General features: G+C 59.2%; 31 protein-coding genes. 13 read left to right on the forward strand and 18 right to left on the reverse strand.

What is annotated here, in order from left to right; all coding sequences use genetic code 11:
- Position 1 precedes the first annotated feature (1 nt).
- From P186_RS14215 to P186_RS03520, 3 genes are all read left to right on the forward strand, one after another.
- Positions 2–268 carry a hypothetical protein gene (locus P186_RS14215; protein ID WP_237179456.1) on the forward strand — a complete coding sequence of 89 codons (267 nt, stop codon included), beginning with the start codon at positions 2–4 and terminating at the stop codon, positions 266–268.
- On the forward strand, positions 222–1,361 hold the full coding sequence (locus P186_RS03515; RefSeq protein ID WP_237179457.1) for a hypothetical protein: 1,140 nt from the start codon (positions 222–224) through the stop codon (positions 1,359–1,361). The genes P186_RS14215 and P186_RS03515 overlap by 47 nt, the downstream gene beginning before the upstream one ends.
- A 113-nt stretch (positions 1,362–1,474) precedes the next feature.
- Positions 1,475–1,939 carry a bacteriocin gene (locus tag P186_RS03520; protein ID WP_014288027.1) on the forward strand — a complete coding sequence of 155 codons (465 nt, stop codon included), beginning with the start codon at positions 1,475–1,477 and terminating at the stop codon, positions 1,937–1,939.
- Here P186_RS03520 and P186_RS03525 read toward each other — a convergent pair.
- From P186_RS03525 to P186_RS03575, 11 genes are all read right to left on the reverse strand, one after another.
- Positions 1,931–2,389, reverse strand: coding sequence for a hypothetical protein (locus P186_RS03525; protein WP_014288028.1), 459 nt, complete (start codon positions 2,387–2,389; stop codon positions 1,931–1,933). The genes P186_RS03520 and P186_RS03525 overlap by 9 nt on opposite strands.
- 46 nt (positions 2,390–2,435) lie before the next feature.
- A complete protein-coding gene (locus tag P186_RS03530) occupies positions 2,436–3,191 on the reverse strand; it encodes a hypothetical protein (protein WP_158307123.1) in 756 nt (251 codons plus the stop codon).
- Entirely contained in the window at positions 3,136–3,759 is a 624-nt protein-coding gene (locus P186_RS03535) for an ATP-binding cassette domain-containing protein (protein ID WP_014288030.1), read from the reverse strand. Before P186_RS03535 ends, P186_RS03530 begins: the two co-directional genes overlap by 56 nt.
- Positions 3,756–4,955 (reverse strand): right-handed parallel beta-helix repeat-containing protein, encoded by a 1,200-nt coding sequence (locus P186_RS03540; protein WP_148682683.1) that lies wholly within the window; start codon positions 4,953–4,955, stop codon positions 3,756–3,758. The genes P186_RS03535 and P186_RS03540 overlap by 4 nt, the downstream gene beginning before the upstream one ends.
- Before the next feature lie 59 nt (positions 4,956–5,014).
- Positions 5,015–5,611 (reverse strand): hypothetical protein, encoded by a 597-nt coding sequence (locus P186_RS03545; protein ID WP_014288032.1) that lies wholly within the window; start codon positions 5,609–5,611, stop codon positions 5,015–5,017.
- Between the two features lie 61 nt (positions 5,612–5,672).
- Positions 5,673–6,224 (reverse strand): hypothetical protein, encoded by a 552-nt coding sequence (locus P186_RS03550; RefSeq protein ID WP_014288033.1) that lies wholly within the window; start codon positions 6,222–6,224, stop codon positions 5,673–5,675.
- Between the two features lie 68 nt (positions 6,225–6,292).
- A complete protein-coding gene (locus P186_RS03555) occupies positions 6,293–6,550 on the reverse strand; it encodes a hypothetical protein (protein WP_014288034.1) in 258 nt (85 codons plus the stop codon).
- On the reverse strand, positions 6,543–6,905 hold the full coding sequence (locus P186_RS03560) for a hypothetical protein (protein ID WP_014288035.1): 363 nt from the start codon (positions 6,903–6,905) through the stop codon (positions 6,543–6,545). Before P186_RS03560 ends, P186_RS03555 begins: the two co-directional genes overlap by 8 nt.
- Positions 6,902–8,125 carry a cytochrome b N-terminal domain-containing protein gene (locus P186_RS03565; RefSeq protein ID WP_014288036.1) on the reverse strand — a complete coding sequence of 408 codons (1,224 nt, stop codon included), beginning with the start codon at positions 8,123–8,125 and terminating at the stop codon, positions 6,902–6,904. The genes P186_RS03560 and P186_RS03565 overlap by 4 nt, the downstream gene beginning before the upstream one ends.
- Positions 8,122–8,670: a QcrA and Rieske domain-containing protein gene (locus P186_RS03570; RefSeq protein WP_014288037.1), complete on the reverse strand. Its 549-nt coding sequence runs from the start codon at positions 8,668–8,670 to the stop codon at positions 8,122–8,124. Before P186_RS03570 ends, P186_RS03565 begins: the two co-directional genes overlap by 4 nt.
- Position 8,671: 1 nt before the next feature.
- On the reverse strand, positions 8,672–9,235 hold the full coding sequence (locus P186_RS03575; RefSeq protein ID WP_014288038.1) for a c-type cytochrome: 564 nt from the start codon (positions 9,233–9,235) through the stop codon (positions 8,672–8,674).
- Between the two features lie 187 nt (positions 9,236–9,422).
- Between P186_RS03575 and P186_RS03580 the strand changes: the two genes are divergently transcribed.
- From P186_RS03580 to P186_RS03600, 5 genes are read left to right on the forward strand one after another with little or no spacing between them, the layout of a single operon-like run.
- On the forward strand, positions 9,423–9,680 hold the full coding sequence (locus P186_RS03580; RefSeq protein ID WP_148682684.1) for a respiratory chain protein (SoxI-like): 258 nt from the start codon (positions 9,423–9,425) through the stop codon (positions 9,678–9,680).
- Complete coding sequence (locus P186_RS03585) at positions 9,667–10,101, forward strand: cupredoxin domain-containing protein (RefSeq protein ID WP_014288040.1); 435 nt, start codon at positions 9,667–9,669, stop codon at positions 10,099–10,101. Before P186_RS03580 ends, P186_RS03585 begins: the two co-directional genes overlap by 14 nt.
- Positions 10,098–12,518 (forward strand): cbb3-type cytochrome c oxidase subunit I, encoded by a 2,421-nt coding sequence (locus P186_RS03590; protein ID WP_014288041.1) that lies wholly within the window; start codon positions 10,098–10,100, stop codon positions 12,516–12,518. The genes P186_RS03585 and P186_RS03590 overlap by 4 nt, the downstream gene beginning before the upstream one ends.
- Positions 12,515–12,715 (forward strand): hypothetical protein, encoded by a 201-nt coding sequence (locus tag P186_RS03595; RefSeq protein WP_014288042.1) that lies wholly within the window; start codon positions 12,515–12,517, stop codon positions 12,713–12,715. Before P186_RS03590 ends, P186_RS03595 begins: the two co-directional genes overlap by 4 nt.
- Positions 12,691–13,281 (forward strand): SCO family protein, encoded by a 591-nt coding sequence (locus P186_RS03600; RefSeq protein ID WP_014288043.1) that lies wholly within the window; start codon positions 12,691–12,693, stop codon positions 13,279–13,281. The genes P186_RS03595 and P186_RS03600 overlap by 25 nt, the downstream gene beginning before the upstream one ends.
- Here the strand turns inward: P186_RS03600 and P186_RS03605 are convergent.
- From P186_RS03605 to narJ, 7 genes are all read right to left on the reverse strand, one after another.
- Positions 13,221–13,727 carry a hypothetical protein gene (locus P186_RS03605; protein ID WP_148682685.1) on the reverse strand — a complete coding sequence of 169 codons (507 nt, stop codon included), beginning with the start codon at positions 13,725–13,727 and terminating at the stop codon, positions 13,221–13,223. The two genes, P186_RS03600 and P186_RS03605, sit on opposite strands and share 61 nt — an antisense overlap.
- A complete protein-coding gene (locus P186_RS03610) occupies positions 13,724–14,080 on the reverse strand; it encodes a hypothetical protein (RefSeq protein WP_014288044.1) in 357 nt (118 codons plus the stop codon). Before P186_RS03610 ends, P186_RS03605 begins: the two co-directional genes overlap by 4 nt.
- Positions 14,077–14,505 (reverse strand): copper chaperone PCu(A)C, encoded by a 429-nt coding sequence (locus tag P186_RS03615; protein WP_158307124.1) that lies wholly within the window; start codon positions 14,503–14,505, stop codon positions 14,077–14,079. Before P186_RS03615 ends, P186_RS03610 begins: the two co-directional genes overlap by 4 nt.
- A gap of 18 nt (positions 14,506–14,523) precedes the next feature.
- Positions 14,524–14,868, reverse strand: a complete 345-nt coding sequence (locus tag P186_RS03620) for a hypothetical protein (RefSeq protein ID WP_014288046.1) — start codon at positions 14,866–14,868, stop codon at positions 14,524–14,526.
- A gap of 114 nt (positions 14,869–14,982) precedes the next feature.
- Complete coding sequence (locus tag P186_RS03625) at positions 14,983–16,287, reverse strand: MFS transporter (RefSeq protein WP_014288048.1); 1,305 nt, start codon at positions 16,285–16,287, stop codon at positions 14,983–14,985.
- Positions 16,288–16,295: 8 nt separating this feature from the next.
- Positions 16,296–16,682 carry a hypothetical protein gene (locus P186_RS03630; protein ID WP_237179458.1) on the reverse strand — a complete coding sequence of 129 codons (387 nt, stop codon included), beginning with the start codon at positions 16,680–16,682 and terminating at the stop codon, positions 16,296–16,298.
- Between the two features lie 136 nt (positions 16,683–16,818).
- The gene (gene narJ, locus P186_RS03635) at positions 16,819–17,349 is read right to left on the reverse strand and encodes a nitrate reductase molybdenum cofactor assembly chaperone (RefSeq protein WP_014288050.1); all 531 of its coding nucleotides are present in this window, start codon (positions 17,347–17,349) and stop codon (positions 16,819–16,821) included.
- A gap of 134 nt (positions 17,350–17,483) precedes the next feature.
- Between narJ and P186_RS03640 the strand changes: the two genes are divergently transcribed.
- The 5 genes from P186_RS03640 to P186_RS03660 are packed head-to-tail and all read left to right on the forward strand — an operon-like array spanning position 17,484 to position 25,202.
- Positions 17,484–21,365 carry a nitrate reductase subunit alpha gene (locus P186_RS03640; protein ID WP_014288051.1) on the forward strand — a complete coding sequence of 1,294 codons (3,882 nt, stop codon included), beginning with the start codon at positions 17,484–17,486 and terminating at the stop codon, positions 21,363–21,365.
- The gene (gene narH / locus P186_RS03645; protein ID WP_014288052.1) at positions 21,362–22,783 is read left to right on the forward strand and encodes a nitrate reductase subunit beta; all 1,422 of its coding nucleotides are present in this window, start codon (positions 21,362–21,364) and stop codon (positions 22,781–22,783) included. The genes P186_RS03640 and narH overlap by 4 nt, the downstream gene beginning before the upstream one ends.
- Complete coding sequence (locus tag P186_RS03650) at positions 22,780–23,715, forward strand: ethylbenzene dehydrogenase-related protein (protein ID WP_014288053.1); 936 nt, start codon at positions 22,780–22,782, stop codon at positions 23,713–23,715. Before narH ends, P186_RS03650 begins: the two co-directional genes overlap by 4 nt.
- 4 nt (positions 23,716–23,719) lie before the next feature.
- Positions 23,720–24,418, forward strand: a complete 699-nt coding sequence (locus P186_RS03655) for a hypothetical protein (RefSeq protein ID WP_014288054.1) — start codon at positions 23,720–23,722, stop codon at positions 24,416–24,418.
- A complete protein-coding gene (locus P186_RS03660; protein ID WP_014288055.1) occupies positions 24,390–25,202 on the forward strand; it encodes a hypothetical protein in 813 nt (270 codons plus the stop codon). The genes P186_RS03655 and P186_RS03660 overlap by 29 nt, the downstream gene beginning before the upstream one ends.
- Positions 25,203–25,217 lie beyond the last annotated feature (15 nt).

The raw sequence follows: 25,217 nt of genomic DNA on the forward strand, positions 1-25,217 counted from the left end.
GATGAGGGAGGTAAAGGAAGTTAGACTACTCCTCTTTTTCACCCTCCCAATAGTGGCGTTTTTCGGGTTGCTCTCGGGGCCGCTGGCGGAGGCGGGGGTCAAGGCGGCTCTGAGCCACTACCTCTCTATAAAGCCCGGGGAGGAGGACTTCGCCGCCCGGGCCATCATGGTCTACCACATAGCCGCTGTCATTAGTGACGGCAGGCACTCTCTACCTAGCTGTGAAATACCTAGACCACGACACGAGGCTCACAAACCCAATTGTTAAGCTCGCCACAGCCGGCTGGATCGTCGCCGTGCCCTCTGGGCTGGCTTTCGCCTACTTTGGGAGGAGCCCGGTCGCCCACGCTCTGTGGCTGGTGGGGCTCACCTTGCTCTTCGCCTCGGGGGTGCTTTTCCTCTACGCTGTGTCCCCCCTGAGGTTCAGCTGGCGGGAGAACAGCCTAGAGAGGGCCGCGGTGTTTGTCGTGGGGGCGTGTCTACTCGTCGCGGCCGCCATGGGGGCCGTATACGCCGCCTACCTGGGGTTTGACCCCGGCGTGAAGATATACATACCGGAGGAGCACTCCACGAGGGAGTACCGGGGCCTCGCCCCGGCCTCGACGCCTCTACAGCTCGTGGTGGCCGGCCACGCCCACGCCGCCGTCGCCATATGGTCAGCCGCGGTCATGTTGCTGGGGATTAAGTGGTCGCAGATGCAGAGCTGGAGGCCCCGCCTCTACAAGGCGGCGCTTATCCTCACCGCGGTTGGCTCTGTAATTACGCTGTTTGGAAGCGCGGTGGTTCCCGTGTGGAGGCCCATTGCGCACCAGATAATATTCGGCGGAATTGGGCCCCTCCACCTCGCCCTCTTCTTCCTCTGGCTTAGGCTGGCCTCTATGCTTAGGGGCGGCGGGTGGAGAGACCCCGTCAAACTTGGCCTCTTTCTAATACCCATCTGGATGGTGGTCTTCGTCACCTCCACCGGCCCCATGGTGGCCTCTCAGCTTAAATACGTAAGGGCTGTCTGGCCTCTGGAGGACGAGATTACCTACAACGTGGCTCACTGGCATATGCTGGCCTTCGTCACGGCGTCTGCGATGTTCCTGCTCTACCTCGACGGGTTCAGCGGGGCGATGAGGAAGATACCGGCGCTTTTGCTGGTGGTAGGCGGCACCGTGGCCCTAGCCGCCGCGTTTGTCTACGAGCTGTCGCCGATATTCGCCGGGAGAGCCGCGGCGACGACCCTCACCCCTCTGGCAGAGGCCTCCGCCAGGATAAAGAAGGCTGTGATGTTACCGCTGGACATGGGCCTGGCGATGAGTTTCGCCGCGTTTGCCCTGTTCACCCTCTGGCTGTTTATTAAGACGGTTAAAAAATAGATACTTTTTTCTACAAATATTCCTAAGTATAGGCCTTTATATATATTAAGAAATAGTTAACTAATTCATTTATATCGAGGTAAAATTTAAAAATAGAAATAGAGTGTAGTATAATGAAGTATCTCGTCCTCTATCTTAAGCCTTGTGAAAAACTGCCCCGCGACGCCTACGCCCATCTCGGTTTTTACCTCAAAAATGGCTTGATCTCCCACGTCGTGGCTACTAAACACGGCCTCCGCCTAGTTTCAGCCCGTTGTGAGGAGTGTATATTCTACAAACTCCTAACCTCTACATATGTATACGGGACGCCCCAGATAAGCCAAGGCAGGATTAAAGTGGTGGCACTGGACAACAGAGCCGTGAGGAGGCTAGTGGCTCAACACAGCCACCAGGTGGTCAAGGTAGTGGAGGCGGGGCCCAGATCACTCGTCCTCACAGAGCGCCAGAAAGAGGTGCTGAGAGCCTTGGCAGACGGCCACAACATATCAAGCACAGCCCGGATGGAAAGCGTTTCGAAGGTAGCTGTCTACAAAACCTTCAAGACTGCGCTTAGAAAAGTAGTCGCCTTGCTAGCCTAGTAGGCGTATTGTCTTTTCAAGCGCCCTCTTGACGAGGCGGCAGGCGGCAGATTTAGAAATACCAAGCCCGCTCGCCACCGCCGAGAGGCCTCCCTCTGCAAAAAGCCGGAGGGCTTTCCTCTGCTTGGCGCTTAGGCGTATGAATTTCCTCTCTTCAACTGTGTAGATTCTGTGCCGCAACATCTTCTCCAAGCCCGGGGTGTACAGAAGAGTGAAGACTATGTGGCCCTCGTCTACCCTTGGCATATCTACAAGCGCCGACCTTTTTAGAAGTTCCGTCAATACACAACCGCGGCATGTCACCCTGTACAGCACCTTCCCCCTCCTTAAATAGTGTATAATTTTCCCTCCATATACAGAAAAACCAACATATTCCAAATTCTCAACATTATTTTCAACTGTCTCTAAAAAATATTTACAAGGCTTTTCTCTAAGAATAATAACTCTCATGTATAGATCTAGATACAGCTACTTAAATGCGTTATCTGCGGCGTCTCTATAGATCTGTTGTTGCTATCTTAATGACGGCGGTAGCTAACAGAGCCGCGAGCCATGTGGCCGCGGCGACTGGAATTACAAAGGCGCTGGAGTAGAGTAGATCCCCCACGGGGCCTAGCGTTAGGAGGTGTGGATCCGCCTGCGCCACCCCAGCCAGCCTGGCGGCGGTAACCGGGTTTAGAAGCAACGCGCCGGCCACCGCCTCCGTGGGGATTGGCAGATACGTCGTGGCGAAGGTCAAGGCCAGGTCGTACACCAGGGCGAGGGCTGTCCAGAGCGAGACCCCCCAGGCGTAGCCGTACCCCCTCGACTTCGCAGAGAAGCCTATGAGAAGCCCCATGTAGAGGCTGGAGTACGCCGAGAGCACCACGGCAGTTGCGTAAGCCGCCGCGCCTCCCGGCCTCGCCGCGGCGTACAGCGCCGTGGCAGGCGCCAGCACCAAGGCGGCTTTTAGAGAGGTGGTGGCGGTTCTCCACAACGCGTACCTCCTCCTCCCCATAGCCGCTATATACGCCGCCGCCCAGCCCTCCCGGTCATCGAAGGCAGACGCGAGGCCGAGTATCAAGCCGGCGAGGGAAGCCGCGGCTGAGGATAAGCTGGCCGCCATAACCACAGGCCCGAGGCCTGTGCCCAGGCCCGCGGTTGCCAGCGCCAGCAGTACGAGAGCCGCCGCCATCGCGAGGTCGGGCCCCTCAAGCCTATACATAGCCGCCCGCTCCCCCATCCCCCTGCGCCTCGGCGGGCCCCTTGCCACATCTATACGCCGCCAGCCCCCTCAAGCCCTCCGCCTTTCCTACGTACCTGGCTCTGCCCTCCTCCAGCACCACGGCGTCCCAGTCTGGGAGTGAGAATATGAGCTCCGGGTCGTGGGTGGCCACGGCGGCGGGCGTCCTCTCCCGGAGCAACTCCACAAGCCTCCTCCTCCACCTCTCGTCGAGGAAGGCCGTGGGCTCGTCCAGCGCCAGGGGTAGCTTGGCGGAGAAGGCTATGGCCAGCACCACGCGCTTGGCCATGCCGCTGGAGAGCTCCCCCACCCGCCTATTGAGATAGTCAACCCCAAAGAGGTCCCACTCAGGCTCGACGCCGAGGACTCTTGCATAGGTCTCGGCGACCTCCCTCACCCTGGCTCTCCGGGGGAGCTGGGGCTCCGGGGGGACGTACAGCCACCTACCCCCACCGCACCCCGTGTAGACAGAGGCCATGCATTTGAGGAGCGTGCTCTTGCCGCTACCGTTGGGCCCCACCACCAGAAACCTGTCGCCCACCTCGACGTCTACGTCAAGCATAAAGTGGCCCAGCCTCTTTCTTGCCGTGATTCTCATCTCCTCGCCAGGAGGACGAGGAGGAGAGCCGCGGCGGCCAGCGCCAGGTGCAACTGGCCCACCTCGCCTCTCTGCGGCTTTGGCTGCGGGTCGATGAACGCGACGTTGCCCACGGCTAGGGAGTCAACAAGGAAGCGCGCGGGCGATGAGGAGAGGGGGGCTATGAGGAAGTCCGTCTTCGCGAGGGCCTCGGCGAAGTAGCTTCTGTAGATGTACGGCCTATGCGAGGCGTGACCCTGCCACGTGTTGCCCATGACCACCACGCCGTTGAGGGAACCACCAGCGAGGAAGATGTCGACGTAGATAGCCGGCACGGCGTTTCCCACAAAGGTGTTGTTTATAATCTTGACGCCGGGGGACGGCGCGCCTCTGTAAGTCAGACCCACGTAGTTCTCCCTGACGGTGTTCCCAGCTATCTTTATACTGGTTGCGTTTCCCCAGCCTCCCATCACGAGGAGGTACACGCCGTGGACGTTGCCCGCGACGTAGTTGTCTTTGAAGACCCCCCCAGAGACGTCGGCGATGAAGAGCCCATATCCCTCAGACCAGTTTATATTCTCGACGAATTTGCAGCGGCTAACCTCGGCGTTTTGCGTATACATAACGGCGGCCCCCACGTAGTTCCCCCTCGCCGTGACGTTGGCGAGGCCGACATCTCTGCTAAACATGACGTGTACCCCATAGCGGCTGTCTCCCACCAACACCCCGGCGATATACACACCCCGCGACCGCTCTACATACACCCCGTCGTGGAAGTAGCGCAACTCAACGCCTACGACAGAGACATTCGTGGAGTTGTATATATAGATGCCGGCGCCCCGCCGGTACACCGGGAGGCTGGGATTCCCCTCAACCAACCCGCCGTAGATCTTCACATCTGTGGAGTTAACCACCAGCACCCCGGCGGAGCACCTAACCTCCCTCACAAGTAGCGTAACGTTAGCCGCGTTCTGCACCACCACGCAGAAGTCGGCGGGTCGCACCTTGTAAGTCGCAAAAAGCCCCCCACCAAGCTCCACAGGCCCCATACCCCCCGTCACGTTCACCACAACAGCCACGTTGCTCTGGCTAACCACAAGCGCCGCCGCGGCCAACGCAGAACCCAACAACACAGAAATCCAAGCCACAAAAAACCCCAACACCCCCCAACCCCTCAACACATCCCACATACACACCCCGTAGCTACACAAAATCACAAACAGAAAACTAACAAGCACAATATAAACACAAAACCCTCACAACCCGACACACACCCCTAGTACCTATACACCAGCACTCCCTTGCCTTTTGCGTATTTCTCCACGTCGTCTCCTATTCTGACGCCGGCGAGTATGGCTACTGCGGGCTTGCCGTATGCTCCGCGGGCGGCCTCCGCCTTCCTAGCCACGGCGTCCACATCCCTCCTCCCCGGCTTTGTCTTAACCTCCACCACGTACACCGCCCTGTCCGTCTCCACGAGCAGATCGACGTCGAGGCCGTCCACACGGGCGTTCCGCCTCCTCGACAGCACCACATCCCCCCTAGCCCTAACCTCCTCCCTAAGATCCTCCCAGACGTACCGGGAGAGGGTAGCCTCTGTGAGAGAGCCCACACTATCCTCGACGTTAGATACGCGTTTTTCTAAACTAGCTGTACGTATCTCTAATGCAGATACCCTCGTCTTCAAGTCGGCGACTTGAGTTTTCAACTCTCCGAGTTCTGTAGTGACTTGTGTAAACCCGGCTTTGGTGTAGTCCGCAAGCGCCTTCAAAGCCTCAGCCACTGCCTTCATCTCCTCACTACGGGCTTCCGCAAGGGCCTTCTTTACAGCCCTCTCCACCACCTCCTCAAGCATCTTGAGGTCGATGGACATCGTGATGTGGTGTGTCTTGATTTAAAATTGTGTGGGCGTGTACCATATGGCGGCGTCGGGGTTAGCACCCCTCGTCCCAGCCCTGGGGCACCGACCACTGAGAGCCGTATCTAAACCTCTCGAGGAGACATCTGGGGGGGAGGGTTTTTAGTAGCCTTCCGGGCCGGGGGCCCCACTGGACGTCCCCCGACCTGTAACGCTCCACGTTTTGGGGCTGGGTGGCTAGGAAGCCGGTGTTCATGCTGGTGAATTCGTCGGTGACTAGCACAACGGCTTTTTCCAGCTCAATCCACTGGCCGGTGACTCTATCCCTTGCGCAGATCTTCTCAACGGACCCGCCGCGCTCCTTGACTACTTTATACCAAACCGCGAGACAGCCCAGGTCGTCGAAGAAATACCACCGCCTCCTCCCGAACTCCGACACCAACATAGCGGCGGAGGACGGCTCGTAGTCTACAATCATCTTGCAGACGGGGCATTCGCTACGGCCGTATTCCACGGGGGGCTCGCCGCAACCCTCGCCGCCTCTTACGAGGGCCGTGGCTAGATAGGGGAGCGCGAGGCCGGCGGCCAGGGCCCCCCCTAGCAGATAGAGTGCTTTCCTACGATTCACGGGGGAAAACAAGCGGTAGTTGATATGTGTATTGGTACAAAAAAGGGAGAGTTTCCCCCTGTGGTGTACTACTTTTGGAACCTGTCGGCGTATCTCCTCAAGTGGTACAGATAGATGAATATGGCCAGCACCGCGAAGGCAAACATCGACGTCCACACAACGCTCTCAAACGCCCACTTTATCTCGTGGCCCAGCAGATTTTCGTGCGAGCCGCCCTTCGCCAGCGCCACGTACACATCCGGGCTTACGATAATAGCCGTATTTAGCAACACCATGCCGGCGACCAGCGCCACAGCTATGTACGTCAAGATGTCTACCCTACTCATGGCCCCCGCCACCTGTCTTCTGTAGCTCTATGTAGTACCCAATTGAAACAACGCCGGCGAGCAACAACATAGCCGAGAGGATCCCGGCGGCCACCCGCTGGTAGGCGACCCCCAGAGCTATGTCTTCAACAGAGCCGAAACCCGGAGCGCCGTAGAGGGCATATACTATGTTGACGGTGTATGCGAACAGCACAGCCAGAACCAGTTCGAAGAGGAACGCCACGTAGGCGGCCCACCTCCTATCTAGTTGCATCACTCCGTACACCGACAGAGCCCCTATCACACCCACGGCCGCCATTATGTAGGCAATAGCCTCGGGGCTGAGGGCGCCCTGGAGAACCACCTCCAGAATCATGGCCCCACGGCCGTAGGCGTGGAGATGTACGGTGTGGCGTATTCGGGAGGCACCGCTATCCTCGTAATCGGCGTAATCTCCTTAGGCAAGTCAATCAAATACCCCAGCACAGTGCCGTAGCCAATGATGGCGATGTACACCAGCGCTATGAGAACCCAAACCCACCTCTCCTCAACGGATACGCCCTTGCCCCTATCCAGCAGAGGCACCACCAAGGCGAAGAGCACCAGTACAAACGGCAACCCCACCGAGATAAACGGATCAATCATCTTGACATATGTGTAGTACCACATCACAGGCCAAGGCGGCCTCACCCCGGCAGGAACCGGCTGACCCGGCAACCACGGCTCGAGAAGCGGCAGTGGAAACACAGCGACGAGGAGGAGCAGGACGCTGAGCTGTAGAAACAGCTGACCCACTGTCAAGGCGAAGCGGTGCGGGTAGAACGGCTCCTTCTCCTGCAACGCCTTCTCCCTCACAGCAGGGTCCTTCACAGGGGGCGGAGAGACTCCGCCGTACAGAATGCCGTTTATCTTAAGCCCAAGCAACACCAGTATGACCGCCGGCACGATCAAGATGTGTAGCGAGTAGATTATCTTAATCACCTGGTCGGTGACGAAGTTGCTACCCAGCAGAGCCAGAATCAGCTGGCCCACCGGTATGCCCAGGTAGTCGAAGTAGCGGAAGATGTTTAAGCCGATCTGCAGTGCGAGGATGCCGTCTAGGTGGAGCGGCAGTATGTAGCCCAACACCGCTTGATTTATCGTGAGGAAGCCCAGGAGGACGCCGAGGAGCCACAGGGCGCCGCCGCCCCTCCGCTTGTATGAGCCCAGGATGAACTTGGCGAAGAAGTGGGCTAGCGTCGCGAATATCATCATATAGGCGGCCCAGAGGTGTATCTCCCTCACTATGAAGCCCAACGGGGTGAGGTACACTATCCTGTAGACAGAGCCGTAGCTCTGAGTGGCTACGTAGCTCTCAGCCGCCGCGTGGCCAGAGAGAATATCAGGCGGAGTTTTAACTGTGGTGGATACGCCGGGGGTGTAGAGCCAGGCCAAGATGAAGCCGGTGATGGCCAGTATGAAGAAGCTCATGGCCGCCACGTCGCCGATCCAGTAAAGCGGGTTGAGGTTCGAATACCTCGGCACCGGGTGCTCCAGAAACTCCTTGAGGTGGAAGCGCTCGATGATGATCTCCCAGAGCCTTATGAAGATCCTCATATCTCCGCCCTGAGAGCGTACACTCTGTCGCCTTTCACAGCCACTTTTATAGGCCTCAGCGACCGCGGCGCCGGGCCTGCCGATACGTACGCCTCAAGAAAGGCGTGGCCGTCGCATCCGTTGGGATTTGTGCATATTATGAACTGCGAGCCGTGGCAAGGGCATGAGAAGCCGATGAGGTACTTGCCGCCCGAGGGGTTAACCGGGCAGCCGAAGTGGGTACACACAGTGTTGTAGGCAACTGGGTACTCCTTGCCGCCCACGTTAACTAGTCCAAAAACCGCAGGTATTGCCATAGTCCCCTTCTTGAGCAACACGAACTTGGGGCCTTTCCTCAGCTCGTCTATTGGGACGGAGTACTCCTCGGGGCAGTTATCCACAGATTCGCAAAGCACCACCTCGATAGAGCCATACGCTGTCTTTGCTTTCAGCTCATTGACGTTTATCAAAGAGCCCACTAGAGGAGTGGTCAACGCGCCTATGCCGAGTGCCGCGGTGGCGCCGATAAAAATCTTGAGGGTTTCCCTCCTGTTCTCGTCTACCATACTACTTAGCCGCCTCCTTCAACATCTCTACCAACGCTGGTACTCTCTCAGTGGCCCAGTCGGGGTATGCGTTTTTATATGTATTTACCATAGTTTTCATTGTGCCGGCGTAGTCAGGCGGGTTGGTTAAAAACTGGGCGAGCAACTGAGCCGCCTTCTGCGGATCGGCCGCCGGGTTGTCTAGGCCGTTTTCCTTGAAGTATTTGTCAATCACAGAGCCTGCCTGGCCGGGGTTGCCCAGCAACGCCTTGCTGAGATCGGGGCCGACGTTGCCGCCGGAGATGCCCAGCGACTTAATAGAGTGGCAACTTGTACACCCAATCTCGTTGAAGTACTGCTTGCCCTTCGCCGCCAGTTGCGGGTCGTATTGGATGGGGCCACCGCCGCCGCTGGGCGGCGCCGATGTTCCGGTCTGTTGGGAGGTCTGTGTCTGGGTTGGGGTTGCCGGAGGCTGTGCGCCTCCTCCGCCGCCGCCAGAGGGGGCTGTTAGGTATTGCAGAGCGATCGCGGCAGCGATTACCACAATCGCAATTCCTATTACCAGTGCTATTGTTGGACCGCGCATACGGGGTAGATAAGTCTGTCTTATATACTTTTCTTTAATGTAGTTTTACATGTTGTCATAGTAACGTTTGAGAGTTTGAGAGATAGCCTCTACTAAACTTTGTAGATATATATACATATATATGTGAATTAATACAAACTTTTATACTGAGAATAAAATTTTTAAAGAAAATAAAATGTTTCTAGGCATGAGTACAGAAGTGAGGTTAAATTTTGGAGATTATGTAACGTGGGGTCTAATCATTGCGGCTATATTTGTTGTGTGGATGTGGGCGGGTAACTGGGGGAGGCCTCCGTATCCCGTCGTCTCAGAGGTGTCGAGCTACGTATTCACGCCATATACAGTGGTTTACGTAGGTGGGGGCGTGGTTACGGCTCTTTTTATGGGTTCTATGATATTCTTCACAATAAAGTTCAGAGCGAGGGAGGGCTATGGAGAAGAGTAGGCTGTTTGAATACCTCACGATATTCGGGGCCGCCGCCGTGCTTGGCTACTTAGCCGTGGTCGCGGCCGCCAATCTATACGCAATTGATAACTATGGGTATAGATACGCCAGGGGGGACTACCAGACCATAAAGGTGGTGGGGAGGCAGTTCTCGTGGGAGTTCCAGTACCCCAACGGGTCGCGGAGCTTCAACACGCTATATGTAAAGGCTGGGGCGCTCTACAAACTTGAGATAACGTCGATGGACGTGGTGCACTCCTTCTACATCCCGCAGCTAGGTATTAAGTACGACGCTGTACCTGGCTTTGTCTACGTCATGTGGCTGAAGGTGGATAAGCCGGGGGTGTACGACATATTCTGCGCCGAGTACTGCGGCTCGGGCCATTACCTAATGCTGGGCAGGGTGGTGGTGGAGCCATGAAGTGGGAAAAGGTTGTCGACTACTTAACGACGACTGACGCGCATAAGATAGGCATACTGTACCTAACTTTGTCTATTATTAACCTCGTCTTGGCGGGGCTGATGGCTTTCCTCATCCGCCTGGTCATTGCCGTTACGCCGCCGGGGGCGCGGGTGGAGGAGACCGGCATAGCCACGGGGAACCTCTACTACTGGTTCGTTTCCCTCCACGGGCTGGCGATGTTGCTCCTATTCGCTATGCAAGCGGTGGTGGGCATGGCGAACGTGGCTGTGCCGAAGCTCATCGGCGCGCCGGATCTGTACTGGCCGAGGATAAACGCGCTGTCTTTCTGGCTACAAGTCCCGGCCACGGTGTTGATGTGGGGCGGGCTGTTCTTCGCCCAGCAAGGCGCCGGGCCTGGCTGGACGATCTACCCGCCGTTTAGCACCGGCTACACGCTCTCGCTGGGGGTAGATCTAGTTCTGATGGGGATCATAGTGGGGGGCATTTCCTCCACCTTGTCTGGCATAAACTTCATATTGACGATTACGAGGCTGAGGAGGCCGGACATTAAGATGCTGGATATGTCCCTCTTCGCCTGGAGCGTCTTGGCCATGTCTATTCTAATGGTGGCCGCCCTGCCTCCCCTGGCGGTGGGCGCGGTGATGCAGTTGCTCGACCGCCACCTGGGCTTCCGCTTCTTCGCACCTAACCCCTCCAACCCCGCGGCTGGGGGGGACCCGCGGCTGTGGCAACACATCTTCTGGTTCTTCGGCCACCCGGAGGTCTACATCTTGGTGCTCCCCGCCATGGGCCTGGTCTCCGAGGTGTTGCAGAGGATGGCTGGCAGGAGGGCGTATGGCTACACCGCCATCGCCTTGTCTTCCGTGGCTATTGCTGCTATTAGCTTCGCTGTGTGGGTTCACCACATGTTCACCGCGGTGCAGGACTGGATTGTGAGGGTGGCCTTCGCCGTGGCGACGATGGCTGTCGCCATCCCCTCGGGTGTGAAGGTCTTCAATTGGGTGGCCACGCTGTACGGGGCGCGGATTAGGCTGAGGGCCCCGATGCTGTTCACTCTGACGTTTATAGCCTTCTTCATCGTGGGCGGCGTGACCGGCGTGTTCTTCCCAGTGGTGCCCGTGGACCTGCACCTCCAAGACACATACTTCGTCCTCGGCCACTTCCACTACGTGGTGAACGCCATCACCCTGGGGGTCCTAGGCGCGTTGCTTTACTACTACCCACACATCACGGGGAGGTGGTACGACGAGAGGCTTGCGAGAATGAGCTGGGGCCTCCTGACGGTGGGCGGCGGCCTGACCTACACCATGATGCTGGCGGCCGGCGTGCTGGGCATGCCGAGGCGCTACGCCGCGTCGCCGACGGGCCTATACTACCCCTACCACGTGTTGATGACTGTGGGGAGCTGGCTAATAGCGGCCGGGGTAGCCCTTTACCTCATAAATCTGCTGTGGAGCTACTTCAACGGGAGGCCTGTGAAGAACAGAGAAGATCCGTGGGGCGCGGCGAAGATGGGGTTGCCGGACGTCGTCGAGCCGGCTTTCAAGTCGCCCCACGTCCACACTCCGTGGCCCGCCTTGGTGGGTCTTGCGGCTCTTCCGCTGTCGCTGGGCGTCTTGAATATCCTCGCCTCGATGCCGACTAGCATCGTGAAGGGGGTGGCTGCCTCTCCGCAGGTGGGCTGGGCCATGGTTGGTCTCTTCGTGGCTTTCGGCCTCGCGTGGTTTAAGTCGGACATGTGGAACCGGGCGCTTGCCATGAGGTTTATGAACGGCGCCGCCCACGGCTACGTGGCGATTCCGAAGCCCCCCAGCGTGTGGGGCGATCTCCGGGTGACCATGGCGTGGGTGATCTTCTCAGAGGCTGTGCTGTTCCTCACCCTCATCTCCTCGGCGTACTATGCGAGGGTGGTGCTGTACGGCCAGTGGAACGCCGCGTTGCAGAAGGCTCCGGATCTGCTGAGCCCGCTGGCCATCGCGATGTCCATAGCGCTGTGGGGAAGTAGCTTCACGGCCGTGGCCGCCAGGAGGGCCTTCACCGCGGGGGACGTGAGGAGGTTCTACATGTGGATAGGGGCCACCATGGCCATGGGGGCCTTCTTCGCCGGCTCGCAGTTCCTGGTGGAGTACCCCACGCTTATGCACGAGGGCTTTGTCCCAACAGCCACGATACACTCCATGTACTTCTACTCCATAGTCACGCTACACGGCTTCCACGTCTTGATAGGCCTCACCTTCTGGGCCCTCGTTCTGTTGCTGGTTAAGGTGGGCTACTGGACGCCTAAGAGGCCAGACGGCGTGGAGGCCGCCGAGTACTACTGGCACTTCGTCGACGGGATATGGGTGCTGGTGTTCTCCACCTTCTACCTCGGCGCCGTGAACGCAATACCGCCCCCCGCCGCGTTGCACGCATGACGCCTCTAAGGGCGTTGTCCCTCGGCGTCGCCGTCGTGCTGTTTTTCGCCGGGCTGGCGTGGGGGGTATACACGGCGGCGACCGGGCGCTTCCAGCCGGACTGGGTAGCCTCCCTCTGGACGCTGGCCGCCATGGCGTATTCCTACGCCTACTTCGCCAAGTGGCACGAGAGATGGCTAAAAGAGAAGTCCTCCTAAAACTCCCCTTTTTCACCCTCTCCCTACTCCTGATCTTCCTCTACTCCCAGGGCTTCGACCCGCTGGCCCCTCCATACACCCCATTCTACTCCCAGGACGTTAAATACATGTGTACAAATTTCACAATCCCCCACGTGTCTCTGGCAGATCAGAACGGTAGCCGTGTGGAGTTCCCGCCGCCCGGCCCCTACGTCGTCACTTTTGGCTACACCACATGCCCAGACGTGTGCCCCCTCGTATTCCTTGTGTTAAACAAGACGCAGTACCTAACGGGCCTCCCGGCTTATGTAGTTACGGTGGATCCAGCCGGCGACACCCCCGAGAGGTTGAGGGCGTACGCCGCCGCCACGGGCTACCGCTTCGTCTTCCTAACAGGCGAGCAAGTCGAGGTTCTGTGGCGTAGCTTCGGCGTATATGTCGGCAGGGCGAGGTATTCAGGCGGCTACTTAATCTACCACAGCGTCGTCTTCGCCTTCGGCGAGGGGGACGTGGTCAAGGCCGTGGCCTACGGCCTCGCCGACCCCGACACCCTCGCCTCGCTGTACAGGAGTTGCTGGGCGAGATAAGGCCTGAGTAGGGCGAGAGCGAGCATCACCATCGCGGCGATGACAAGCATCCAGCCTATCCTTACCGGGAAGAGCCCCGCCCCTAACACGTAAGCTACGGCAGATCCGCGGCCGAGCGGCCCCGTGTCTATGCTCCTCGCCACGTCCCAGTAGAACCAGCCGGAGGCAAGCCACAGAAGCGCCACCGCCACCGCGTTTCCTGGTTCGTAGGGGTAAGGGGTTACGAGCATACGTAGCGGCGTGGTGCCGAGGGCGAGGGCCGTCATGAGGCTGGCGGTGGACGCGGAGACGAACCACGCATAGGGGGAGGGGCCCGTGGAGAGACGTCTAAAGGAGAGGAGCAGGAGGACGTGGGCCGCCAGGGAGATGGGGAGGAAGACCCCCTCGACGCAGAAGGCGAGGGCCCCCACCACGCCTAGGAGGTGGTACAGCCGGGCCTCGGTCATAGTTGCCAGAACAGCTCCATAAATACGTCAACGAGGTCTCTCTGGACGCATGGATACGCCACCGCCCTGCGCAGAGCCTCTCTAGAGACGTACGTGGCCAGCTGCCTGACGACCGAGGGCCTGAGCCTCGCCTCCCTCACCACGTATATCGCCGCCGCGGTCACCTCGTCTAAGCCGCTTGGGAAGTACCGGGGGCGCTGCGCCAGGTCCACCACGTATATCTCCCTCGTCTGTAGCAACTTTGTTACCCAGTACTGGGCCGTCCCAACTGGGAGGGAGAGCTCTCTCACCAGCTCTCTGAAGTGGGGGCCGGGGCAGGTGCGCAGGTAGTGGAGTATGGAGGCGCCGGTCATGGCGTGTGTATGTGGGCGCCTGTGCCGGGGGGCGCCCTGACCTCCACCACTCGGCCGTCGTCTAGCCTAAGCTGGATCACCGCGCCGTTTCTCACCGCGTTTACGTCGCCGGTGAGCATTATGTGGTAGGTAAGGCTACCGAACCTCACGGCTGAGAGGGGCCCCACGCACACCTTGTCCACCGTCTTCATGACGGCGAGGGTGCCGTTGAACTCCGTGACGTGCATCTCGGCGTGGGTGCCCTGGGGCGCCGAGACTGAAGTTATGCACACCTGGCGGAGTCCCAGATTTGTGAAGGTGAAGCCCACCACCGCCGTGTCTGGGGGCACCACCTCGACGTAGCTATTCGACACAGCCACTGGGGGTTGCACCACTAGGACGGCAACTGGGATTAAAAACAGGGCGAGTAGAACGGCCAGCTTCACAGCCCTCCTCATATATTTCTATAAATCTTTTACTAGTAGGGCGGCTGTGAAGAAGGAGAATGAGAGAAGGCCTAGGAAGTGGTCAACGGGGATGTCGCCTAGATACACCACAAACCCCGTCAACATGTATAGAGAGAGGAAGAGCTGGCTTAGAAACAGCGCGGCGAAGGCCAGAGCCAGGTTTAGAAACCTCCTCCCCCCAGTCCTTAGATACGCCCTCGCGGAGAGGTACAGCGGGACCGCGGCCATGAGGGGGGTAGCCACGTGGAGGACCACGTGGCCCAGCGTCAAATTACTAAGAGGCACAACTGTGGTTAGAAGCACGGCGAAGGGCAGTAAATAGATGAGATATATCCTAGTCATGGAGTCACACCGCCACATATTTAAAACCATCTCCCCAGACGAAGCCGCGCGCCCAGCCGCGGCGGATGCGACCAGCGACCAACTTCAGCGGAACTCCGCGTGTTGAGAGGCCGCCTACCCTTGTTGCCAATTAGCCGTCTTGGTGCGGAGGCGCGTCACCGACGCTGTGAGAGATAGCACGCCCAGCACGGCTATTGGAAGGAAGCTTGCCGTATATGCGCCGAGCGCCTCTGTACATATGGCCATTAACATGGGCAGTACCAGCCCGCCGCCTGCTCCCACGCCGCCTACCCAGCCGGAGGCACCGCCGACAGCCTCTCCTACGAGCTGTGGAAGTAGTTTAAACACCGCCGCGTTGGCCATCCCCATCCCCACGGCGGCCGCCGACATCCCCAGTGGGGATGCCGCGGGGTTGAGCATCGCCGCCGCCGAGCCCCCGGCGACGAGGGCGTAGGCCACGGCGGCCACCCTCGCGCCGCCGACGCGGTCGCTGGCCCACCCCCCGGCGATGCGCATTAGAGAGGCTAAGAGAGAGAAGCCGAGGCCCGTGAGGAGGCCGGCTGTCGCGATATCCATGTCTAGAGCCGCGGTGTAGTAGCTGGGGAGCCAGGCGGTGAGCGCCACGTAGCCGCCGAAGGAGGTGAAGTAGAGCAGGACCAGTAGCCACGTCGTGTGGAGACGTGCGGACGACGTCAGGCTTCTCCACGCGCCTCCGCTGGGGAGGACCTCCCCGCCCAGCTCCCCAGCTAGGCGGCGGGCTGCGGCGGGGTCTCCCACGATCTTCAACAGCTGGAAGTAGTAGGCGTCGTGGCCGTAGGCGTAGAACAGGACAGCCGCCGCGGCCAGGAACGCGGCCCACATGAGGTAGGTCCCCGAGATTCCGATGGCGGAGATCATGAGAGGGAGGAGGGCCGTGTATATCCCGGGGGCTGTGTTGCCCAGACCTGCGTAGATCCCCAGCGCGGTTCCTTGTCTGCGCTTTGGGAACCAGTAGCTGAGGTACGCGGCGCCCGGCGAAAATATGGAGATGCCGACGCCCGCCACAGCGCCCAGGAGGAGTAGGGCGGCGTATGCAGAGGCGCCGGAGAGCGATCCCGCCTCCACCAGCGCCGTGACGTACGATAGCCCGGCGAGGCCGGCGGCTGTTGTGAGTAGCTGGGCGAGGATTATAGCCCTCGCCCCTCCGCCGTCTACCAACGCGCCGAGTGGAATTCTTAGAAAAGCCCCAGTGAGGTTCGGGATGGCGACAAGCGCGGCGACTTGAGACAAGGCGAGCTCCACATGCGTGGCTACGAATTTTACAGAGATATTGAAGAGGGATACGCATGTAAAGCCTGCGAAGAAAGCCAGCGTCGCGGCGGCCAAGGCCCGCCCAGGCGAGCCTCTCAGCTTGATCTCCCGAGCGCCGGGGGGAGCCATCGCCTCTGCTAGTCGAGCCGGAAGCCGCTGGCCAGGCGCCTCTTGACCTTCTCAACAAAGGCGTCGGCCCAGTCCCGGGGTGTTGCGTAGAGCCCATCCACGACGCCGAGTTTGCTGAGGCCGTTGAGGTGGACTGAGTAGTAGGGGCAGTTTAGACAATCCGACTCGCACCTCTCTGGGATATAGACGCAGTGCTCCTCGGTCAAGACGAGGATGGGCCTCTTCAACAGCTTTATGGTGCCGTCCTCTGTGTAAATCGGGAGGTAGATGCATGGCTCTCCGAAGCCCATCTTGCTAAGCCTCTCCAGACGTCTATACACGGTGCTCACCGGCATATTTAAAACAAAGCTTATCTGCTTAGGCTTCAGCTTCATAGAAAGACACAGCAAATTCACATCTTCCCTGCTGAGAGAATTAAGAATTGAAACAGGAATGAGCTTTATACACACAAAAGTGTAAGAACACAGCTCCTATTTATACGATTATTTCACAGAGACGCACACCCCAGTTAACGCCTATACGCCGCGGTTTTTACTCTTCTTCAAAATCTAGTTTAAACAATTTCTCTAATGCATGTAGTACATATCTATAGGGGCTGTTGCTCTTCTCTACGCATTCTTTAAATTTTGGAAACCACGGCTTGATAAACCTCCTGTAGAAATCTCTTCTCATCTCCCGCCTGCCGAAGTCCTCAACGTCGGTGGTAGAGGCGAGGTACTCAAGCATAACTGGCAGGTAGTCGGGTAGCTCCTGCCGGACGTCCATGGTGAAGCCAAAAGCCTTGTAGTATGTTAGGACTTGGTGCATGTAGAGGCCCCGTTCTCTGCTGTCTTCGCCCAGGGCGTAGTACCCCGCGTACGGCGGGCATCTAGGCGCGAGTTCAAACATCTCCACGCGGTGGCCCTCCACCTCCTCTTCCCTCATTTCCTGAAAGAAGCCTTCCAGCGCCTCCAGGCCCAGCTCCTGGGCGATTTTCAACACCTCCCCTCTCTCGCTGTAGACTTGTCTCGGGCTGTCGAGAAGCCTGGCGATCACCATATACATAATCCTTAGGAGGTTCACCAGCGCGAAACAAGCCGCATATTAAATCCTTATCGATACTGCAGTATAAATAACACAACGGCGAGAATACACCCAAACCCCTCGGCGCTGAGTTCTCGATTTCTATACTTAAGGAGTTGCTACAACATTTAACTATGCTAAAAACTACACGCCGCCAGATGCTGGCCAGCGCCGCCGCCATAGGCGCCGCCACCGGCGTCTTGGCTCTTGCCCAAAATATGCAGTATCTGAAGCCCCTCGCCGAGTTTGTTAACACCCGCCTCCAGTACCCAGACAGGAGCTGGGAGGAGATGTACCGGAGGAGGTGGCAGTACGACAAGGTGGCGAGGTCTACACATGGCGTGAACTGCACCGGCTCATGTTCGTGGAATGTCTACGTCAAGGACGGCCTCATCGTGTGGGAGCTCCAGGCGACAGACTACCCAGACATTTCGCCAGACATCCCCAACTACGAGCCTAGGGGTTGCCCAAGGGGGGCGAGCTTCTCCTGGTATGTCTACTCGCCGCTGAGGGTTAAGTACCCCTACGTAAGGGGGGTGTTGATAAATATGTATAGAAAGTTTAAGCAGGAGACCGGCGACCCGGTGGAGGCTTGGCGGAGGATTGTGGAGGACCCCGCCAACCGCGCCGCGTATCAAAAGGTCAGGGGGAAGGCGGGCTGGGCCAGGGTTACGTGGGACGAGGCGCTTGAGCTCATCTCAGCCGCCTTGATTTACACCATCAAGAAGTACGGCCCCGACAGGATCTACGGCTTCACCCCCATCCCCGCCATGTCGCCTGTGAGCTACGCCGCGGGGGCGAGGTTCATTGAGCTTATCGGAGGCGCGATGGGCTCCTTCTACGACTGGTATGCCGACCTTCCGCCGGCCAGCCCGCAGATGTGGGGCGAGCAGACCGACGTCCCCGAGTCCGCCGACTGGTACCACGCCCAGTACATGATTGTGTGGGGCACAAATCTGCCCATGACCCGCACTCCCGACGCGCCTATGTACACCCAGGCGAGGTACAGGGGGGCAAAGGTGGCTGTCGTAAGTCCTGACTACAGCGAGCATGTGAAGTTCGCCGACGTGTGGATACCCGCCTCGCCGGGCACCGACGCCGCACTTGGGTTGGCCATGGCCCACGTGGCTTTGAAGGAGTCCTACGTGGATACGCAGTTTAAGTGTTTGAGGGAGTACGCGCGGAGGTACACCGACATGCCATTCCTCGTGACTCTAGAGCCGGCGGGCGACGGCACGTATCTACAGGGCAGGTTCCTGAGGGCCTCCGACGTGCCGGAGCTGAAGGACAAGGTGGGGGCCAACCCGGAGTGGAAGACGGTGGTTCTCCAGAGAGACGGCACTCTGGCGGCGCCCTACGGCTCTATTGGCTTTAGGTGGGACGGGAGCGGCAAGTGGAATCTCGAGCTGAAGGGCATTACGGCCAAGGGAGAGGGCGACATTGACCCAGTCCTCTCGGTGATGGAGGTGGGCCAGTACGAGAAGGTGCCGGTGAAGTTCTTCGCGATGGACTTCGACGTGAAGGCCGTCGTGAGGGAGGTGCCGGCGGTTAAGGTAGGCGGCAGATATGTAACGACGGTGTTCGACCTGCTGGCGGCTCACCTAGGCGTGAAGAGGGGCGATCTCGGCGGCGACTACCCGGCGGACTACAACGACCCCAAGCCATTCACCCCGGCGTGGCAGGAGGCCATCACAGGAGTCTCTAGGGACTTGGCAATTCAGGTGGCTAGAGACTTCATGAACACGGCGGTGTATTCAAAGCCGGTTTACGGAAAGCCGCAGGACCCGCCTTTCTTCGGGGACGAGGCGACGCCGTGCGGCGGGAGGGCTATGATATTCGTGGGGCCTGGCATAAACCACTGGTACCACGCCGACTTGATCTACAGGTCTGTGCTGTTGCTCGTCCTGCTAGGTGCCACCCAGGGGAAGAACGGCGGCGGGTGGGCGCACTACGTGGGGCAGGAGAAGATAAGGACGTTGATTGGGTGGGCCTCTATAGCCTTCGCCCTCGACTGGGTGAGGCCTCCGAGGCGCCAGAACTCGCCCAGCTACTGGTATGTGCACACCGACCAGTGGAGGTACGACCCCGTCACCACTAAGCTATACGCCGCGCCGTGGGCCAAGAAGTGGGGCGACCTCCACGAGATGGACGCCAATGTGATAGCCGCGAGGCTGGGCTGGTTGCCGTTCTACCCCTCCCTCAACGTCAACCCGCTGGATCTCGGCAAGAGGCTTGTGGACGAGGCTAAGGCGCAGGGCGTGGCCGACGCCCAGCTAGGCGCATATGTGGCGAGGAGGGTGGCCGATATGCTTAAGGCAGGCGAGATAAAGATGGCTATCGAGGACCCGGACGCCCCCGAGAACTGGCCCAGGGTGCTGTTTGTGTGGAGGGCGAACCTCCTGGGCTCATCATCGAAGGGCCATGAGTACTTCTTAAAGCACCTCCTGGGGACGGATAACAACGTGATGAACAGAGAGGTTGCGGTGGAGAACAAGCTGGTGAAGGAGGTGAACATCAGGCCGGCCCCGGAGGGGAAGCTGGATCTGCTGGTTGTGCTGGACTTCAGGATGGCGACATCGGCCGTGTACGCAGACGTGGTTCTGCCAGCGGCGACGTGGTACGAAAAGTACGACCTGTCGATGACCGATATGCACACCTTTATCCACCCATTCACCCCCGCTGTCGATCCGCCGTGGGAGGCCAAATCAGACTGGGACATCTTTAGGGAGCTTGCCAAGAAGTTCTCGGAGATGGCCAGGAGGTACCTGCCGGAGGAGGCCTATGACGTCGTGCTGACGCCGCTTCTCCACGACACGGCGCAAGAAATAGCTCAGCCAATGGGGGAGGTGAAGGACTGGAAGAAGGGCGAGGTGGATCCGATACCCGGCAAGACAATGCCCGCCGTTGCTCTGGTTAAGAGGAGGTACTGGGATGTCTACGACATGTACACCACCTACGGCCCGCTGGTTGTGACGGTGGGCCTAACCGCGAAGGGCATACCGCCATTTAAGCCGGTGGAGCAGTACGCCTATTTGAGGGAGCGCAACGGAGTCACCAAGGCCACGTCTACATACGTCTTGAATCAGTGCAAAGCGGTGGGCGGTTGCCCCACTCTGGAGAGGGATAAACACGCTGCCGAGACGATGCTGGCGGTGTCTCCTGAGTCAAACGGCGAGGTTGCCTACATGGCGTGGAAGAACTTGGAGCGGGTGGTTGGGCTACAGCTAGCCGATCTCCCAGCGAAGGAGCTCAGAATAACATTTAACGACATAGTTGCCCAGCCTAGGCGCGTGACTACGTCGCCGGTGTGGAACGGAGTCGAGGCGCCGGGGAGGACCTACTCGCCGTTTACGGTAAACACAGAGAGGAGGGTGCCTTGGCGTACGTTGACTGGGAGGCAGCATTTCTACATTGATCACGAGTGGTTTAGAGAGCTAGGCGAGTCACTGCCTGTCCACAAGAGGCCTCTCGACCAGGCTATGGCGAGGCTCTTGGTGGATGTCTCCATGGGGGACTTCTGGTACGATCCGGCTAAGTACAGGGTGGAGTCCGGCGGGTCGCGGTACTTGGTGGCTCGGTATCTGACGCCACATGGCAAGTGGAATATCCACAGCGAGTACTGGGATAACTTGATTATGTTGACTCTGTTCCGCGGCGGCCAGGTGGTTTGGATGAACGACGAAGATGCGAAGTGGCTCGGCGTCAGGGACAACGACTGGATTGAGGTATACAACGCCAACGGCGTGATTGTGGCGAGGGCCGCGGTGAGCCCGAGAATTCCGAGGGGCACGGTAATTATGTACCACGCCCAGGAGAGGCATGTCTATGTGCCCATCAGCCCCAAGACGGGTAGGAGAGCCGGTATACACAACAGCGTGACTATTACGCATCTAAAGCCTACTAAGATGGTGGGCGGCTACGCGCAACTGAGCTGGGATTTCAATTACTACGGCCCCACAGGCGTGAATAGAGACACGCTTGTGGTTATAAGACCCGCCGGGAGGGTGAGGCTATGAACGTCCGCGCCCAGATCTCAATGGCGATGAACCTAGACAAATGCATTGGGTGCCACACCTGCTCCGTCACGTGTAAAAACGTGTGGACTAATAGGCAGGGAGCTGAGTACATGTGGTGGAACAACGTAGAGACGCGGCCCGGGCCTGGCTACCCGAGGCAGTGGGAAAACCAGAACAAGTACAACGGCGGCTGGGCGCTGGACGGCGGGAAGCTGAAGCTCAGGATTGAGCTTGGCAAAAACTACAAGCCGCCCTCGTTGCAGGACTACTACGAGCCGTGGACCTACGACTACGAGGTACTCTTCTCGGAGAAGCAGACGGAGCAACAGCCCGTGGCCAGGCCTATCTCGCTCATCACAGACGAGCCAATGGACGTTGCATACGGCCCCAACTGGAACGACGACCTCGCCGGCACGGACTACATCTTGGAGGACCCCGGCTTAGATGGGTTGCAGAAGGAGGTGTATGCACAGTTTAGAGACGTGTTCATGATGTACCTCCCGAGGATATGCAACCACTGTCTAAACCCGTCGTGTCTCGCCGCGTGCCCCAGAAAGGCTATATACAAACGCGAGGAGGACGGCATTGTGCTCGTCGACCAGAATAGGTGCCGCGGGTACCGCTACTGCGTCGCGGCTTGTCCATACAAGAAGGTGTACTACAACTGGAAGACGGGTAAGTCAGAGAAGTGTATACTGTGCTACCCCAGGGTAGAGGCTGGGCAACCAACTGTATGTTCGTTGACCTGCGTCGGCAAGATTAGATACATGGGCGTGTTGCTGTACGACGCCGACAAGGTGCTGGACGTGGCCTCTACGCCGGACCCAACCCAGCTGGTGCGGAGGTTTATCGACGAGGTTTTGCTCGATCCGTTTGACCCGGCGGTGGTGGAGGCGGCGAGGAGGAACGGCATCCCGGACGACTGGATCAAGGCGGCGCAGAGGTCGCCCGTCTACAAAATCGTGAAGAAGTGGAAGGTCGGGTTCCCACTCCACCCCGAGTTTAGGACGTTGCCAATGGTGTTCTACGTGCCTCCGCTGAGCCCCGTAGTGACTACATTTGAGAAGACCTACGGGGCGAAGATCACCGACGTGTTTCCAAAGGTGTCTGAGCTCAGGATACCCATAAAGTACCTCGCCAACTTGCTGACGGCCGGCGACACCTCGCTGGTTGAGCAGGCCTTGAAGAAGTTAATAGCCGTGCGCATCTACGAGCGGTCGAGGAACGTGGCGGAGCCGGGGCTGGCGGAGAAGGCGAAGGCCGCCCTCGCCGAGGCGGGCCTCACCGAGGAGGACGCCGAGGAGATGTACAGGCTGTTCGCCCTAGCCAGATACGAGGATAGGTTTGTCATACCGACGAACCCCAAGAGATATGCAAAACAGCCGTATATAGAGAGAGGCGTGGTGGGGTTGCCATGAGGGGCGACAAGCTACTACCGGGCATCGCCCTCGCCGCCGCGTTGCTACTAGCGCTGATGGGCATGGTCGTGGTGACCGCCCAGGAGGCGGCTGTGAGAGTTAAGTACGTGGCCGGCGCGTTGCCCACAGACCCGTTCTCCAACGTCTGGCCGGCGCCTGTCGACGTGCCGCTGACATCGCAGTCGCTTGTGTATCCATTGCCGGCGGCTACTGAGACGAGGTCGGTCGGCGTGTCGGCTGTCTACAACGGGACGCATATAGCCTTCCTGCTGGTGTGGAGCGACCCGACGCAGGACGTGGCTAAGCCCGGCGGGCTGGACGTGTTCCCAGACGCCGTGGCGGTGCAGTTCCCGGTGTCGCGGGCGCAGTTGCCGTACATATGTATGGGCACCGTGGACAACCCGGTGAATATAGTATACTGGAAGGCCGGCGTCGGGGTAGAGAACCTAGTCGCCGGGGCTGGCTACGGGCTGAGTCCACAGCAGAGAGAGGCGCTTGGGCTACAGGCGACACCCGCGGCGCCTGTGGAGCTGTTGCCTGCAACAGCTCAGATGGTGACCGCCGCGGCGGCGTATAGAGATGGGAAGTGGTACGTAGTGTTGATGCGGCCGCTCGGCTCGGCGCATCCCTTAATGGCCTCGCTGGCCGACGGCTTCAGCGCGGCGTTCGCCACATGGGACGGGTCGAAGGGGGAGAGGGGCGGGCTTAAGGCCACCAGCGGATGGATCGCCTTCCAGCTGGAGAAACCCGCGGCCCCAGCCACGGCCACTCAGACTCCTACGACAACCGCCGCGCCGGGCACAACTACTATCACACAGACCACTACTGTGACGCAGGTGGTTGAGACGACGCCTACGTGGGCCTGGGCGGTTATTGGAGTGTTGGTGGCGTTGTTAGCCCTGTTCGCAGGCTCCGCGCTACGCCGCAAGTGAAAGAATGGATTTTTTTCTTCTCCTCCTGTTTCTAGATTTTTTACTCAACAGGACGCTTAACAGGCTGTGGATTTTTGTCCCGCACAACGCCGCCACCTACCTCCTCTTCCTCGGCATTCAGTGGGGTGGGTACATCTCCATGCTGGCGCTCTACGTCTACTCGTTTATGTTAATCGGGAGCTGGGGGCGGCGCGGCTTGATACCCGGCGCCGCCGCCCTCCTCCTCACCGCGCTCGACCTGGCCCACGACTACCTGCACGTGGGGGTGAAGGGGCTGTTCGTCCTGCCTGCGGTCTTCAGCATGTTTTTCAGGGAGAGGGCGGCGGCGGGGTATTCGCTGTACTACCTCGCCGAGGGGGTCGTCAAGGCGGTTAGGCCGGCCTATCTGCCTCACATGGAGTGGATCTGGGCGCTCCTCCCGTTGCTCGGGGGGTGGAGGTTTAGCAAGAAGGCGGTTGCCTTATCCCTCGTCGCCGCCCTCTTCGTCTCGGCGTCGCCCTACTACGCCGGTATGATCATGGTATTCGGCATGGGGCTTACCCAAGTGTTTTTATTTCCCATAGCTGTCTACCTCTCCATGTCGTCGAAATCTCGCTACCCCATCTACGCCCTGCTCGTCGGCCCGACGGCCCAGCTGTCGGTACACTACATAGCTCTGGCCGTGGCTGTAGGCCATGTTGGTGGTGGGAAACAGCAGAGGTGAGCTTTTCACAGTGGAGGGGGGCGTTGCGAGGGGGCCCCGGGGAGTGGAGGTGGAGGTTCCGTGGAGCGGCGTGGGTATACACTACGGCCCCGTGGTCGTGAGCGGGGGGAGGGTGTACAAGTCCGGCGGCGAGCTGGTGGGCGACTTCAACCTCGTCTTGGTGCCGTACGGCCTCTACGGCGACGGCTACGTCCAGCCGCGGTACGGCCTTTTTGTAGAGGGGGAGCGGTTGCTGGTTGTGGATCTGGAGAGGTGGGCCGTGGCTAGGTCGTTGAGGTGCCGGGGGAAGTGGGACTACATGCCCGCCTACCCCTTTGCAGACGAGAAGTCTATCTACTGCACAGACGGCTTCGTGGCGTATGCGACGCCGTTTGGCTACGGGGTGAGCTCGGCGCCGTGCGGCTTGAGTTACCACGTCGACGTCCTCAACCCCGGCCGCGCCTTCGTCGTCGACTATGAGTACGGGGAGGATGGCCTGGAGATGGTGGCAAAGGTCGTATCGCTGGGGGGCGAGTACCTCGACGTGGTGGAGATGGAGTTTAGAAAAGCCACAGCTGTGGAGCCGCTCTCCGCGAAGCCTCTATATATCTATGTTGAAGACGGCGCGGGGAGTTACCTAGTTACGGAGAGTGGGCGTCTTCCCGTGGAGAGGCCATTCTTTATTTCAAGTAGAGGCGTCGTGGTGGGGGATCTGCTTAACGGCGCAGTTAAGCTGAGTTGCGCCCCGGCTTACGTACACGGCCGCTACTATCTATGCGGCGGTGAGGTGCGGGAGCTCCCATAGCGCAGGTGCTTTTGG

This window comes from Pyrobaculum ferrireducens, from assembly GCF_000234805.1.
GTDB lineage: Archaea > Thermoproteota > Thermoprotei > Thermoproteales > Thermoproteaceae > Pyrobaculum > Pyrobaculum ferrireducens.

Excerpts from the sequence above, each read along its gene's own strand:
- P186_RS14215 (WP_237179456.1), top strand. The coding sequence starts at position 2 with ATGAGGGAGGTAAAGGAAGTTAGACTACTCCTCTTTTTCACCCTCCCA.
- P186_RS03520 (WP_014288027.1), top strand. The coding sequence starts at position 1,475 with ATGAAGTATCTCGTCCTCTATCTTAAGCCTTGTGAAAAACTGCCCCGC.
- P186_RS03525 (WP_014288028.1), bottom strand. The coding sequence starts at position 2,389 with ATGAGAGTTATTATTCTTAGAGAAAAGCCTTGTAAATATTTTTTAGAG.
- P186_RS03535 (WP_014288030.1), bottom strand. The coding sequence starts at position 3,759 with ATGAGAATCACGGCAAGAAAGAGGCTGGGCCACTTTATGCTTGACGTA.
- P186_RS03545 (WP_014288032.1), bottom strand. The coding sequence starts at position 5,611 with ATGTCCATCGACCTCAAGATGCTTGAGGAGGTGGTGGAGAGGGCTGTA.
- P186_RS03555 (WP_014288034.1), bottom strand. The coding sequence starts at position 6,550 with ATGAGTAGGGTAGACATCTTGACGTACATAGCTGTGGCGCTGGTCGCC.
- P186_RS03560 (WP_014288035.1), bottom strand. The coding sequence starts at position 6,905 with ATGATTCTGGAGGTGGTTCTCCAGGGCGCCCTCAGCCCCGAGGCTATT.
- P186_RS03565 (WP_014288036.1), bottom strand. The coding sequence starts at position 8,125 with ATGAGGATCTTCATAAGGCTCTGGGAGATCATCATCGAGCGCTTCCAC.
- P186_RS03570 (WP_014288037.1), bottom strand. The coding sequence starts at position 8,670 with ATGGTAGACGAGAACAGGAGGGAAACCCTCAAGATTTTTATCGGCGCC.
- P186_RS03575 (WP_014288038.1), bottom strand. The coding sequence starts at position 9,235 with ATGCGCGGTCCAACAATAGCACTGGTAATAGGAATTGCGATTGTGGTA.
- P186_RS03580 (WP_148682684.1), top strand. The coding sequence starts at position 9,423 with ATGAGTACAGAAGTGAGGTTAAATTTTGGAGATTATGTAACGTGGGGT.
- P186_RS03585 (WP_014288040.1), top strand. The coding sequence starts at position 9,667 with ATGGAGAAGAGTAGGCTGTTTGAATACCTCACGATATTCGGGGCCGCC.
- P186_RS03590 (WP_014288041.1), top strand. The coding sequence starts at position 10,098 with ATGAAGTGGGAAAAGGTTGTCGACTACTTAACGACGACTGACGCGCAT.
- P186_RS03595 (WP_014288042.1), top strand. The coding sequence starts at position 12,515 with ATGACGCCTCTAAGGGCGTTGTCCCTCGGCGTCGCCGTCGTGCTGTTT.
- P186_RS03600 (WP_014288043.1), top strand. The coding sequence starts at position 12,691 with ATGGCTAAAAGAGAAGTCCTCCTAAAACTCCCCTTTTTCACCCTCTCC.
- P186_RS03605 (WP_148682685.1), bottom strand. The coding sequence starts at position 13,727 with ATGACCGAGGCCCGGCTGTACCACCTCCTAGGCGTGGTGGGGGCCCTC.
- P186_RS03610 (WP_014288044.1), bottom strand. The coding sequence starts at position 14,080 with ATGACCGGCGCCTCCATACTCCACTACCTGCGCACCTGCCCCGGCCCC.
- P186_RS03620 (WP_014288046.1), bottom strand. The coding sequence starts at position 14,868 with ATGACTAGGATATATCTCATCTATTTACTGCCCTTCGCCGTGCTTCTA.
- P186_RS03625 (WP_014288048.1), bottom strand. The coding sequence starts at position 16,287 with ATGGCTCCCCCCGGCGCTCGGGAGATCAAGCTGAGAGGCTCGCCTGGG.
- P186_RS03640 (WP_014288051.1), top strand. The coding sequence starts at position 17,484 with ATGCTAAAAACTACACGCCGCCAGATGCTGGCCAGCGCCGCCGCCATA.
- narH (WP_014288052.1), top strand. The coding sequence starts at position 21,362 with ATGAACGTCCGCGCCCAGATCTCAATGGCGATGAACCTAGACAAATGC.
- P186_RS03650 (WP_014288053.1), top strand. The coding sequence starts at position 22,780 with ATGAGGGGCGACAAGCTACTACCGGGCATCGCCCTCGCCGCCGCGTTG.
- P186_RS03655 (WP_014288054.1), top strand. The coding sequence starts at position 23,720 with ATGGATTTTTTTCTTCTCCTCCTGTTTCTAGATTTTTTACTCAACAGG.
- P186_RS03660 (WP_014288055.1), top strand. The coding sequence starts at position 24,390 with ATGTTGGTGGTGGGAAACAGCAGAGGTGAGCTTTTCACAGTGGAGGGG.